Origin of the sequence: Devosia elaeis (assembly GCF_001650025.1) — a bacterium.
In the GTDB taxonomy this organism is placed as follows: Bacteria; Pseudomonadota; Alphaproteobacteria; order Rhizobiales; family Devosiaceae; genus Devosia; species Devosia elaeis.
Genome location: NZ_LVVY01000121.1, coordinates 1 through 12293, shown reverse-complemented (window position 1 = coordinate 12293; position 12293 = coordinate 1). Strand labels below are relative to the sequence as shown.

General features: G+C 61.5%; 10 protein-coding genes and 1 tRNA gene. 3 read left to right on the top strand and 8 right to left on the bottom strand.

The annotated features are described in order from the left end of the window. Window positions 1–772 (top strand): GGDEF domain-containing protein (locus A3840_RS15905; RefSeq protein WP_131798354.1); only part of this gene is annotated, 772 nt, incomplete at its 5' end. A gap of 13 nt (window positions 773–785) precedes the next feature. Here the strand turns inward: A3840_RS15905 and A3840_RS15900 are convergent. The 3 genes from A3840_RS15900 to A3840_RS15890 all read right to left on the bottom strand — a co-directional run bounded on the left by A3840_RS15900 (window position 786) and on the right by A3840_RS15890 (window position 3285). After that, entirely contained in the window at window positions 786–1064 is a 279-nt protein-coding gene (locus A3840_RS15900; protein ID WP_131798353.1) for a hypothetical protein, read from the bottom strand. A 62-nt stretch (window positions 1065–1126) separates the two neighbouring features. Continuing rightward, a complete protein-coding gene (locus A3840_RS15895; RefSeq protein ID WP_245676648.1) occupies window positions 1127–1945 on the bottom strand; it encodes a COG3904 family protein in 819 nt (272 codons plus the stop codon). Continuing rightward, window positions 1942–3285, bottom strand: a complete 1344-nt coding sequence (locus A3840_RS15890; RefSeq protein WP_067459042.1) for a hypothetical protein — start codon at window positions 3283–3285, stop codon at window positions 1942–1944. Before A3840_RS15890 ends, A3840_RS15895 begins: the two co-directional genes overlap by 4 nt. Before the next feature lie 310 nt (window positions 3286–3595). Between A3840_RS15890 and A3840_RS15885 the strand changes: the two genes are divergently transcribed. Beyond that, window positions 3596–3671, top strand: a tRNA-Ala gene (locus A3840_RS15885). A gap of 149 nt (window positions 3672–3820) precedes the next feature. On the opposite strand, the gene A3840_RS15880 is transcribed toward A3840_RS15885, so the two are convergent. The 5 genes from A3840_RS15880 to repA all read right to left on the bottom strand — a co-directional run bounded on the left by A3840_RS15880 (window position 3821) and on the right by repA (window position 10272). After that, window positions 3821–4714 (bottom strand): hypothetical protein, encoded by an 894-nt coding sequence (locus tag A3840_RS15880; protein ID WP_067459040.1) that lies wholly within the window; start codon window positions 4712–4714, stop codon window positions 3821–3823. A 12-nt stretch (window positions 4715–4726) separates the two neighbouring features. Then, window positions 4727–6202, bottom strand: coding sequence for an SNIPE associated domain-containing protein (locus A3840_RS15875; RefSeq protein WP_067459038.1), 1476 nt, complete (start codon window positions 6200–6202; stop codon window positions 4727–4729). Window positions 6203–6350: 148 nt separating this feature from the next. Next, window positions 6351–7874, bottom strand: coding sequence for a plasmid replication protein RepC (gene repC, locus A3840_RS15870; RefSeq protein WP_067459036.1), 1524 nt, complete (start codon window positions 7872–7874; stop codon window positions 6351–6353). Between the two features lie 142 nt (window positions 7875–8016). Further along, window positions 8017–9018, bottom strand: a complete 1002-nt coding sequence (gene repB / locus A3840_RS15865; protein WP_067459034.1) for a plasmid partitioning protein RepB — start codon at window positions 9016–9018, stop codon at window positions 8017–8019. A 63-nt stretch (window positions 9019–9081) separates the two neighbouring features. Further along, complete coding sequence (gene repA / locus A3840_RS15860; RefSeq protein WP_067459048.1) at window positions 9082–10272, bottom strand: plasmid partitioning protein RepA; 1191 nt, start codon at window positions 10270–10272, stop codon at window positions 9082–9084. 579 nt (window positions 10273–10851) lie between these two features. Between repA and A3840_RS15855 the strand changes: the two genes are divergently transcribed. After that, on the top strand, window positions 10852–12264 hold the full coding sequence (locus A3840_RS15855) for an AAA family ATPase (RefSeq protein ID WP_067459032.1): 1413 nt from the start codon (window positions 10852–10854) through the stop codon (window positions 12262–12264). Window positions 12265–12293 lie beyond the last annotated feature (29 nt).

Here is a 12293-nt window from a genome sequence, read left to right as displayed (position 1 = left end):
CCGCCATTGGCGGGCGCTCGACCGGGTGCTGCTAGTGATCCTGGTCGTGTCGGGGTTGCACTATCTCGGCAAGCCGCTCCTCGCCCTCGCCATCGGCTCGGGCAGCTCGCCCCAAGCCTATCTCGGCACCACCTATGCAGCCTATTCGCAATCGCTGGCCGCCATCCTGCTGGTGTCCACGGGTCTCGTCCTGCTGCTGATCATGGTGCGCGACATGATGACCGACATGATCGCCCGCTCCGAAACCGATACCTTGTCCGGCCTCCTCAACCGCCGGGGCTTCGAGGATCGCGGCAACAAGGCGCTGATGCGGGCCGCCCTGGCCGGCGTGCCCGCCGTGATGATCGTCGCCGATCTCGATCACTTCAAGGCCATCAACGACAGCTATGGCCATGCCAGCGGCGACAGGGTGATCGAGCTCTTTGCCGGGACACTGCGCGACAGCGCTGAACAGCGCGGCATTGTAGGCCGGCTGGGCGGCGAGGAATTCGCCATCTTCCTGCCGGGCGCTAATCTGATGACCGGCCGCCTTTATGCCGAGACGGCGCGCAGCGCCTTTGCCGGCCTGCCGCCCGACGATCTGGGCGTGCCCATCGCCGTCACCGCCTCCTTCGGCATCGCCTCGCTGCGGCCCGGGGATACATTGTCCGACCTGCTGCGCCGCGCCGATGCGGCGCTCTACCAGGCCAAGACCGAAGGGCGGAACCGGGTGAGCCTGTTCATCGAGGAGCCGCCGCGCAGCCTCTGGCAGGAGCGCGGCCGAAGCGCCTGAACGGGCAGCAGGCTCAGTTCATGGTCTGGCGTGCAACCAGATCGCATTCGCCGCTGGGCTCTACCCTGAGCGCCAATTGCTGGCGGTCGAGTTCGGCGAGCCAGGCGGCCCAGGAACAGGGGCTCATGCCGCTGTCTTCCCGCCCCTCGTCCTGCCGTGCGAATCGCAGCCGGAGCTGGGACGTTTCCTCGCCGAACCGATTGCGCACCCGCGCGATCGCCGGCATGCCCTTGCGATCCGCCACCCAATTGCGGATGTCCCTGTGACTGGTCAGCATATGCGTTTGACTCATCTGGGCCTCCTCTCCCTTTTCGGCCAAACGGTCCGGTCCTCCGCCGGTTCCCGTTCAGCCCATCAACTTTCCACCCATTGTGTGACAAGCCGAAGATCGTCCATCTCCTCGGGCGTGAAATAATAGAGCCGGTCCGGCGGCGTCTCGAGCGCATGCAGCCATAGCGAAGGATCGACGCCGGACAGGCCCAGATGCCGCGTGATCTCGGCCGTCATCGATTGCGCATTGGCCATGGCCATGCCGGCGACGCCCAGCGCATCGACCGGGTCGGCGCCGAGGGCCGCCGCATAGATCTGGTGCACGCCGATCGCCGCCGCCCGCCCCGCCTGGCGCTCGGTGCCCGAAGCAAAGACGATGGGGCAGGACGAGGCACAGAGCCCGCCATCGGCGACCCTGGTCTTGAGCCCGCTTTCCCCGATCAGGCGCCCGATGGCCAGCGCATCCTCGACCGAGCCGCCGGGCGAATCGAGCAATATGGTTTCGACATATTCGCCCCGCGCCGCGATTTCGGCCGCGAAACGATCGGCAGCGCCCGGATCGATGGTGCCGGTGAGGCGCAGCACGCCTCCGCCTTCCAGCGCGATATCGAGCGGGGCGTCCAGCAGGTCCGGGCTGCTGGTCACGGCCGGCCGGGCGCCGCCGGTGCCATCCGGCGTGCTGGCTGGCGGCAGGATGGGCTGCGGCCGATGGGTCAGCGCCGCGGGCGCATTGGCGTCCAGCGCGCGAAAATCCACATAGAGCACGCTGATCGTCCCGGCCAGCAGCGCGAAAAAGGCGAAGCGCAGGATGGCGCCGTCCTCGATCCGCGCCAGCCGGGACACGAGCCTCGCCAGGAAAGGCCGCGCATCGGGCGCGGTGCGGACATCGGCCTGGCTGCTCATGCCGGGCGCGGTCCCTCGCCGCGTTTGCGGGGCGCCGAAGCGATGGGGGTGACCGTGTCGTCCTCCGCCACGATCGTCCGATCCGCCTCGCCGGGCGCCGGATCGGACCGTTCCCATTCCTCGACCGCCGGCGTCAGGGCCGCCGCCGCGCCCTCGGCCTCCATGCGCTTGTAGAGCGCCATGGCCCGCAGCATTTCGGCGGCGGTGATGGTCTCGGCCTCCTGGAGCGTTTCGGCCTCGCGCCGCATGGCGTCATTGACCACCATCAGCGTCAACACCAGTACCACCGGCAACAGGTCGATGGAGATCGCGCCGGCCCAGGAGGGGATGAAATCGCCCCAATAGCGGATGACCGCCTCGGCCGAGGACAGGGGCACGAAGCGGCGCTGCTCCACCGATTCCTGCGCCAGGATTTCGTCGGCCGCATCCGACAAGGCCGCCGATTGCGCCGCAACCGAGGCGCGCACCGTTTCCATCACCGCATCCTGCCGATTGGCGAGATCGGCCGAGCGACCATCGGCGACCGGGGCGATGAAGCCGGCCGAAAGGTCGGTCGCTGCCCGCTTGACCGAGGCGGCCACGTCGGTCTGCTGCAACGCGGCGATAATGGCCGAGAGCTGCACCGCCTCGGCCTGAAACGCATCCGAGCGCGGCTCGATGGCGCCGGGCGTGGACACCAGTTCGCGCATGGTGGCGAGGCGGGCCGAGCCCTGCTCGAACAGACCCGCTACTTCGGCGCGCGAACCGGTAATGGTGGCGGAAAGCTGGTTCATCTGCGTGCTCATCTGGCTGAGCAATTGCACGACGCTGCCGGCGCCCTGCGTGCCGGTCAGCGCGCCGCTGTCGCGCTCGTCCTGGGCCAGGGCGGCAAAGCGCGCGGCGGCGCGTTCCACATCGGGCAACAGGCTTTGCGTCGCCAGCGCCTTGGCATGGGCATTGTCGAGATCCTCGGCATAGCCCTGCAGCGTCACCGCCATGTGCTGCTCGAGCGCCGCCGAGCCGGCCAGGGCCGCCGCGTTGAGCCAGGAGCTCATGGCGATGATCATGCAGCAGCCCACCGCCATGGTGATGAAGAGCCCGATCCGCTGCACCCCGCTCACCACCAGGGGAATGAAGCGCATCATGTAGATCCAGAAGGCATAGATGGCGACCGAGACCGCCACCGAATAGATGATGGCGGCGAAGAACACGAAGCTCGCCGATCCGTCGAGCAGACCGCGCACCCCGAGATAGGTATAGACCCCGGAGGCCAGGGCGAGCACGGCCAGGGCGAAGCGGCTCATGGTTTCGACGGAACGCACCGTTTCGTGCAGGCGGAAGGCATTCGGCTTGAGCTGCATCTTTGGCCCCATCTTGCGGCCGCGCGGGGCCTTAAGCGGACGTTAACACGGGCAAACCGGCAAGAAATAGGCAGATTGCGCGCCGGCCCCATCCGCACCGATGATTTCTGCGTGAATCCGGCTGACCCGGTTCAGGCCCCGCGCAGCTCCGGCCGGAGCAGCCGGGCACAGAGCATCAGCTCGGCGACCAGCGCTTTCCGATGGCCGGAAGTCCCTTGGAGCACAAGCTGGTCTAGCCCCCGCGCGATCAAATCGAAGCGCTCGCCCCCTTGCCCTCGACGCCGATTTTGTCCATATACGCCCTCGGAATGGGGCTGTAGCTCAGTTGGGAGAGCGCGTCGTTCGCAATGACGAGGTCAGCGGTTCGATCCCGCTCAGCTCCACCACTTACCTTCCGACAAATTTAAATAAGCGTTTTCAACAGGTTACGGCATACACAAGGATTCGGCGTACCCCTGTACGTACCCCATGTCCGCACCCCGTAGAATAGCGCGCATAATTCTTGGGGATGATTGTCGGCCCGCGAGCGGTGCCGTCACGCCTCGAGACAAAGCACGATGAAGTCCGCCAACGTATTCCAGAGCATCTTGAGGTGCTCTGGAGATACGCTGAAGTTCGGCGAGTGCACGTAGCGGTTCAACGTGTCGATGGAGATGATCCCCTCGCTTTGTTGAAGCTTTCCGACGACACCGCGGTACTTGGCGTCGATCTTCCCGTTTGTCTCCAGATCAGCCGCAACTTTCCCTGCCTTGTTCGAGAGCTTGTCGTTCTCGTGCACCGACGACAGACCCGTTCTGCTGACGTAATTGGCGATCGAGAGTTCAAGAAGGACCCGGAAGAGGACCGAAATCGCGTTGGGTGCGTGTCCAATTTCAGGGCGTACTGGAGTTCTTCCCAGATCGCTCGATGCCGCTGCAGGTGAGCCGGCCAGCTCAAACCGTAGTCGACGTCGGGTATGAGACAAGGCCATGCCGGCGGAGGTGAGGGCTTGGATTTGGCGGGGCGACGGGTGCCCGATCCCGCCCTGTACGCCGGTGTGCCGACGGTAGAGGATCTCGTCGATGCGATCCCGATCGGTTTCTACACGGCATTCGATGGATTCGGGAAAGCTGCCGCGCCATTGCTCGCGCAAGCCGCCGAAGAACTCCTGCAACTCAACGGTCGGTGCACGCCGGGGGTTGGACAACAGCTTCAGGCAGGTGGTCCTTCGGTTACCATCCGCAACGACAAAGGCTTCACCCGATGGGAAAACGAGCGGCGGTTCGAACACCTCTTCCGTAACGACCAGGTCTTTTGCGAGATTGCGCATGTGCTGTTCTTGCGCGGCAAACAATTGAGCGATTGCGGCTGTCTCGTTCTCAAGTTCCCCATGCCGGTCGTTGGCCGAGTTGATCAAGAGCTGAGCAAGAGGCAAGTGACGATAGCTCATCGCAGACCTTTCTCAGATCGCACTCGGAAAGACGAGATCCGCTACAGCGGCCCTCTCGGCGAGCCGGGAGTTACGCAGCGCCATTGTCTCCCGGTATTCCTGTGCTTCGATGTCTCGAAAGAAGGCCGCTGCCGGTGCAAGTCTCTTTACCGCGGCTTCGACCTCTTCGATCGACACGCGGAAAAATTCCTTGCGCATGTTCGTGGCGTTGATGCGCTGGGCGGCAAACTCGGCATGCAGAGCACGCTCGAGTGCCGGAGCGTCATCGCTATAGATCATGGCGTGGGTGTCGAACAGGAAAGGCACGCTGGCGTCGCCCAGCTCTCTGATGCGATCGGCCGGCTCCAAACGCCGGGTAAGTCCGATCTTGACGCAATCGGCACCGAACGATCCGACATTCGAAATCACATACACGTAACCCGTTCTGGTCATCTCGGCCATCGCCCTGGCACGCTCGACCTTCGCATGCGCCTCCGCAAGATCACGTTCGAGGATCTCGATCTGCTGCGAGTAGGCATCGAGCTTGGGTCCGGCAACGCTCGCAGCTTCCGCGCGGGCTTTATCCAGCATTCGCTGGTACCTCGCCTCGTCCTCCTCCGCGCGCTCCATTTCCCGTATGAGTTTTTGCTCCTCGCGGGCGGCTTTCGCGTCCTCCGCACGCTCTTCCCGCTCCTGCTTGATTTTTTCGCGAAGCTCATGCGTAAGGCGGAGCTCTTCCAGCTTAAGTCGGAAGTACTGCTCGGTGATCTCTACACGGTTGGAAGCATTATGTTTGTCGATCTGGTTCCGAGCGTTTTCGATGCGCTTCTCCATCGCGTTGGCATTGTTCCAACGGGTGTTGGCGACCGCAGCATCGCATTCGCCATTGAAGGCTCTAAGGGTTAACCGGACATTCCGCTCGGTCATCGTCTTCCCTTTTGATGCGCTCCCGTCGACCGTCCACTGGATAGGGCAGACTACAGCGGTCTTGTTCGAGATCATCGCTTTCTGAAGATCGCGGACACGGTTGATCGCCGACTTGAAATCCTCGCTGGTGTCGAAATCGAAGTGAGGCTCATAAACGCCCATTTCCGCGAAGGCCAAACGTTCGTCAAACACGGCTACTTCAACGGCGAGACGGTCGAAGATCGTCTTCTTTTCAGCGTAGGATCGGCGGAGGTTCTCCAGGTCGACGGTCATTGCCGTAGCCTGTGCCGATAGGTTTGAGACCCGCACCTCCATTGCGCGTTCACGTTCTTCCGCCTCGGACTTGGCCTTTGTGGTCGTCTCGTGTGCATCATGTCTGGCGGCCTGGGTGATGCGGAGAGCTTCGGCATCCGCATCCACTATAGCCGCGAAACGCCTCTCCAGTGCCAGGCGTCTTGATTGCTCCGCATTCAAACGGGTGCTCCACTTGACGTGCGCTCTCCACATTATCAAGGCCATCAGGAGGAAAGCCGCGAACACGCAAGTGACGCTAGCGAAGAAGATAAGTTGATTGACGGTCATGAAAGTCCCCCCGCCTAACAATACATGCGAGCTGCCCCGTGTCGATGCTCAAGCACCGTTCGAAGACCATTCCCGACTTGTTGGCGAAAAAGCGTAATTTGCTATGGATCGCGTGGGACATCACTTCGGCACCTCGGAAAGACCGAGATCAAAAGGTGCCGAAGCGCCACTTGCGGCAGAAGCCGATCATCACCTTATCGATGCCGGGCGCATCCAGACGGATATCCTTTGAACGAGCCCATCGCCTGAAAGCATCCGCCACCAAGTCGACATCCGGGGTGGGTCCGGGCGCGTGGCGCCTCACCTTCTCTGCCCAATTCGTGAAATAGATCGAGCCCGTCTCGGGAAATGCTTCTGCTGCCGGCAAATCCGCTCGCGCGGCTCGAATGTCGGGAGCTATCCGTGTTTCAAGCAAGCCGAACAGCGAGCGAGACAAGTGAAGCTCGCCGTGCTCTCCCCTGCGCGCCAGACTTCGAAGATAAGCGGTAGGACGGAAAACCTTTCCGCTCCGTGCCTTTTCTGATGTGACGGCCAGCGCCGTGGCTGCCAGTTCCCATCCCAGTGTCGCAACGCTTCTGTCCCAGGTCTCGCGATCGATTTCGAGTGCTGCGGCAACTTCCGGTGCGGCCTGTTTGAAAGTTTTCCAGCTTGCGAGGGCGCCCGGTGCCATATGTCCGTATGACGGGCAGGCTCGTGCCACCAGTTCGAGCGAAATGCGCTGCAGGTCACTCGGTACACTGATCTTGAACGGGAGAACGGGAGGTCTCGCATCGTTCGACGCGCCGAAGGAGCCGGTACGGCCAATTCCTCGAGCGCTGACTCCGGTCGGGGGCGGATTACCTGAATCCGGTTCTGAAGTTTGAAGTGAAGTTAGTGGGTCATTTTTCGATACCGCGGAAACCGGATTTGCCTCGCGATAGGCCATGTCGTACGCCGCCTCGACTTCGAGGAGCAGCACCTCATAGCCGCCGATCAACTCTGACCGCGCAATGTTGTCCGATGCCCGCATCGCATTCATGGCTTCCAGGCGCTCCGTCAGTGAAGGCCAGGCGCCCGAGAGCCCGTCCCGCGCTGCAGCATCGATCACCGCTTTCACTTGTTTGCGGAGAACCGTCCGACGATGGGCAAGCTGCTGGGCTTGCTTCGCCGCAAGTTCAGCCTCGTCGACCAATGCGGTCAGCTCCTCGAAACGGACGGCTATCGGGGAGAGATCGATGCCTGCCGCCTCGACGATGTTGCCGTCTGCGTCGCGCCGACCGGATCTCTGATATGTCGAACCATCCCGGTAAGCCACCAGTCCAGCACGGACCAAGCCGTTGAGGTGGTGTTTCATGGTACTGACGGAAACACCCATGCCACGCGCCAGCCTGGCATTGGAAGGCCAAACGATGGGGGGAGCCACTCCCTGCCAATCGGCTGGCTTGGAACATGCGAACAACTGATCGATCATGGCGATCTTGGCGCTCTTGAGCCCCATCGCGGCAGCAGCCAGCTTTGACACGCGAAGTGCCGCCGTCCGCGTTATTCGAACGGCGCCGTCGTATTGGCGAGCGTACCGGGTTGCCGCCAACGTTTCGGGCGTAACGGACCTTAAGCCGGTTCTGCTGGCCGCCCGCAACGGAGCAGCCGAGTTCGTTCGCCGGCCATGAACCGACGTTTCAGGTAGTGCCATGTCTTTCGCCCAAAGCTTGGCAAAAGAGGTCCACCCGCCGAAATGGCGTCAACGACGCTTGACTGTGAAATCCGGAAGTGCGATTCTCTAGTCACCACAACCTGAGAAGGCCTTCGGAACTCCGTTTCGGGGGCTTTTTCTTTTACCGGTTGTGCTTCCTTTCCGAAGTTTCTTCTTGTCGGAAGTCGCGATAAAGCCCTTCCAATCGGTCGCTCAGGTAGCGACCGAAATCTGCCGCTTCACTCCCCTGTTTCGCTTTCAAGGCCAAGGTAAATCGGCGCTGAGCGACCGTTATCTCGGCCGCGAATGCCTTCGAGTCCGGTTGCCAGGCCGATTTGGTGGCTGCGGGAGTTGACGGCTTGCGCCGCGATTGCTTGAGCGCTTTCAGGACCGCTTCGAAACGCTGGTCCGGCGCCAGCTTGAGGAGGTCCGCATCTTGCACCAGTTCGCGCGCCAGTTTGAGCAGCGCGGGCCGGTCCAGTAACCGCTTGAGTTCATACCAGCGATTTCTCCCTGTCGACTTGGCGCCGCCCAGCATTTCGAGGACATCCGGAGGAAGCGCGGCAACGGACTGCAGGACGGATAGCGTTGAAGCGGTAATCGACAGCGCGGTCATGATCACCTTATTGTCGTATCGCTGCGCGGTTAGCGCTCCCGCGTAGAAAGCCTTCTCGATGAACGACAAGTTCGCGCGGACGGCATTCTCCTGCCCTTGAGCAATCACATGCTCTATATCTTCCAGCTTTCGGATCACTGCGCGAACGGGTCGTCCGAGCTCGCGAGCCGCGCGCACACGACGATGGCCGAAAACGATCATGAACCGTCCCGCCATTTCGGGATGCGGGCGGACCAGAACCGGAGAATGCTGTCCGCTGTGACGCATGGCTTCGAGGAGAGTTTCATAGCTCTCATGGTCTTCATGGAACCGATCCTTCACGAAGGACCCTTCCAGGGTAGCAGGATCCAAATCGACTATGGTTTCACCCGCGGTGAGCCGGTCAGCAGCATCGTGCAATTCCGCAATCGACTCGAACATGGCGCGTGAAGCTCCTGCCGCATACGCGGGCCGAATCTCGGATGTCTGGCTCCGTCCACCGGCAGTCGATGGTTCCATAAGAGTGACGAACGGGTTTCTCCTAGCCATCGTCGTGTCCGATCAAGGCACTGAAAATGCGCAAGAAATCTATCGTTTTTACCGCGGTGAAAGTCATGCTCTCCCCCACGCCGCATGAACGAGGTCGAGGATCGCGCCATTGACGCCGTTTACGGACGCGATGGCCCGATCGTAGGTTTCGCGACCGAAAGCAGCACGATCGATCTCGTAGAGCGTCTGCTTCGTTAGGCCCGCATCCGAAATGGCCGTGGACTTGAGCATCTGTACGGGAAGGATGTCGTCCGCCAGCATCGACTGCATGAACGCCAACATCTGGCTCTGCGGTATGTCGGTCGGTTCGTACCGGGTGATCAGGTACCGCAGCCAATCCATGCTGAGGTCGCCGCCGGCACTCTTCACGGTTCGGGCCAAGCTGCCCAGCATCTGCAGGAACTGGCTCATGGACATCAAGTCGAGCATCTGGGGATGCACCGTTACCAGTACCGCCGTCGCGGCCGTCATGGCGGATAGCGTCAGATATCCCAAGTGGGGCGGGCAATCCACGACTACGATATCGTAGCGATCCTGCACCTCCTTCAACGCCCCTCCGAAGCGCATGTAGAAGCGCTTGCCGTCGGTGCCGGATTGCATGGCGATCGGAGTGTCGTATTCGAACTCCTGAAGCTCGAGATTGGCAGGTACGACGTCGAGACCGAGGAAATTCGTCGGCGCCAGGATGTCGGCCAGAGGTACACGCTTACCGTCATACCGAATGGCATCATACATCGACCTGTTTCCGTCGAATTCCGGCTGATATCCGTACAGGGCCGACAAAGAGCCTTGCGGATCGAGGTCAACCGCCAATACCCGGTGTCCGCGTAGGGCCAGGTACTGTGCGAGATGGGCCGCAGTGGTGGTTTTGCCGCTGCCTCCCTTGAAATTGACGACGGCGATAACCTGAAGCTTCTCGCTCGCCTGCCTGTGAACCAAATATGGTTTCGAGCTGCCGCGCCGACTCCGATCCAAGAAGACCCGCAACTCCTGCATCTGCTCGGCGGAGTAATATCGCCTTCCGCCGCCACCCAATTGCGGCTTCGGCCCTCTAGCTTGCAAGTCCAGCTTCTTGAGGTAGCCGGGCGTCACGCCGAGGAAATACGAAACTTCCGACATCGTGAAAGTACGCAGCGATTTCTTGGCGTCCGGCGGAAATTTTTCCCGGCGGAGGCGGTCGAGCTTGAGCGATATCTCTTGCCCCTGTTGCAGGAGCTTTTCATCGAAATCGAAGTTGGGCAACGGCACTGGCAACGACCCGGATTGGTAACGGTAGTTCGGCGTTATTTGCCGATTGGCCGTCACTAAATCCGATTCTAATCTGCAAGCAAATAGCTTGAAGACAAGAATAATTCTCCGCCTAGGTCACCATCCGAATCAATAAAGGATAGTTCCGGTGCGGAAAGGATAGATTAGCTATTCGATTCCACACTGAAGGAATGCAATATCAATCCTTCCCGTACTATCCGTTCCGTCCGTTACCCAAAATCGGATAACATTCTGTATTGTCAGATACATGCCTTTATGCATTCTTGGCTGAGGCCAGCGATCAAACGTCTGGCTGCGAGCGATGGGTGGACGGACCCGTCAGGTCGCATTGGATGCGCAGCAACCCTGATGGAGAGGGAAAGTGATGATGCACGTTACACTCGGCGGCAGAACCGACGCAGGCACAACCGGCCGAAGGGCTCGGCGCTAGCAGGCGCAATCCGGCGACGGAGACGTGCCGGACGCGACGGGGAAACCCATCGCGTCACAAACTCCCGTTTCCGTCGCTTCCTCCGCACAGAGTCCACCATAGGGCGCGGCCGACAAACGGCAGCGCGTGAATTCATGCATCTAGACGTTCTGCAAACTCGTCTGTTGATGGCCGCCATGGGCACGGACGACCTGGACGACACGGTCCATACCGCCCCGACTGCCGATCGGATTGTCCCCGGAAGTGCCGCCGCTGCCTTTGCTCTGGCGCGGGCGTTGCAGCATATCGAGGCTTTGGAGGCCATTGGCACGAGCGCTGCCACGATGGTCAAGGTCCCCGGTCCCGCCTGGGTTACTCCGGTAGCTCAACTGTTGATCAAGGCTCTCGGGTCACCGGGTAACAGTGCGGATGCGGATGCGGAAGGCGGTTTGGCAGATACCGCCACCTGGACACCCGGACTGACGCTCCTTCTTGCTCCCAAAGCCAAGGACAGCGCCGAACGTGACCACCTGCGCGAGCGGAACATGCTTAGTGCGATGCGAGCGCGGGCCCCCATCGTTGCGGTTGCCGAAGGCGTAGAGGATGTCGTTCCTCAAACCCTCATCTACCAGTTTTTCGAAGTTACGCTGGCTGTCGAAATTACCCGGGATGTCATCGACGATTGCCTTCGGTTCTACACCGGGGCAGACACCCCACCGCCAGTCGAAAATCCGGGTCATCTCGAACCGCGCCACCTTGAGTTGGCGTTCGGCAGGTCAGATGTCTCGGCGGCTCATGTCGCGATGATCCTGCGCGGCAGCGCATCGCCTCGCACGACACCCGCCATCAGCCTCGAGCACTTGCACGGAATGGCTCCGCTGATCGCTTGGTCGATGGCTGCCGCCGAGGACTTGCATGCATTCCGCGATGGCACCATTCCGTGGTCGCAATGCTCCAAGGGTGTGCTGCTTTCGGGTCCTCCGGGGTGCGGCAAGACAAGAGCAGCCGAAGCTGTCGCCCATTACCTGGGCGTCGAGTTCATTCCGACGTCCGTTGCTCAATGGATGACGTTCAGGGACGGCGATCTCGGCGACTTCTGCAAGGCAGTGCGCGATACCTTTGACCAGGCACGCAGCCGCGCACCGGCCCTGCTCGTGATCGATGAATGCGACGCGCTCCCGTCACGTGGCGCCGGCGCCAACTATACCTGGTGGAACACGGCGGTGAACGCGGTGCTCGAACAGCTCGATGGCATAAACGGTCGCGAGGGCGTCCTAGTCATGGGCATGTGCAACCGACCGGACCTGTTGGACCCGGCGTTGCTACGCGCGGGCCGGCTGGAAACCCATCTGCACGTGACCCTTCCCACACTGAACGAACGGCTTGCCGTCCTGCGCTATTGCTTGGGGCAGGATCTAGCCGACATCGACCTTCATAGGTATGCGGCGCGTCTCGGGGGCACGACACAAGCGACGCTTGCGAAGATCGTCGCAGATGCGCGACGCGCTGCGAGGCTTTCCAGCCGTCCCCTCACGGAAACCGACCTGGAGGCAAGCATTGTGGCCTGACCCCATAGGGTGGTCCGGTTTCAGTCTTA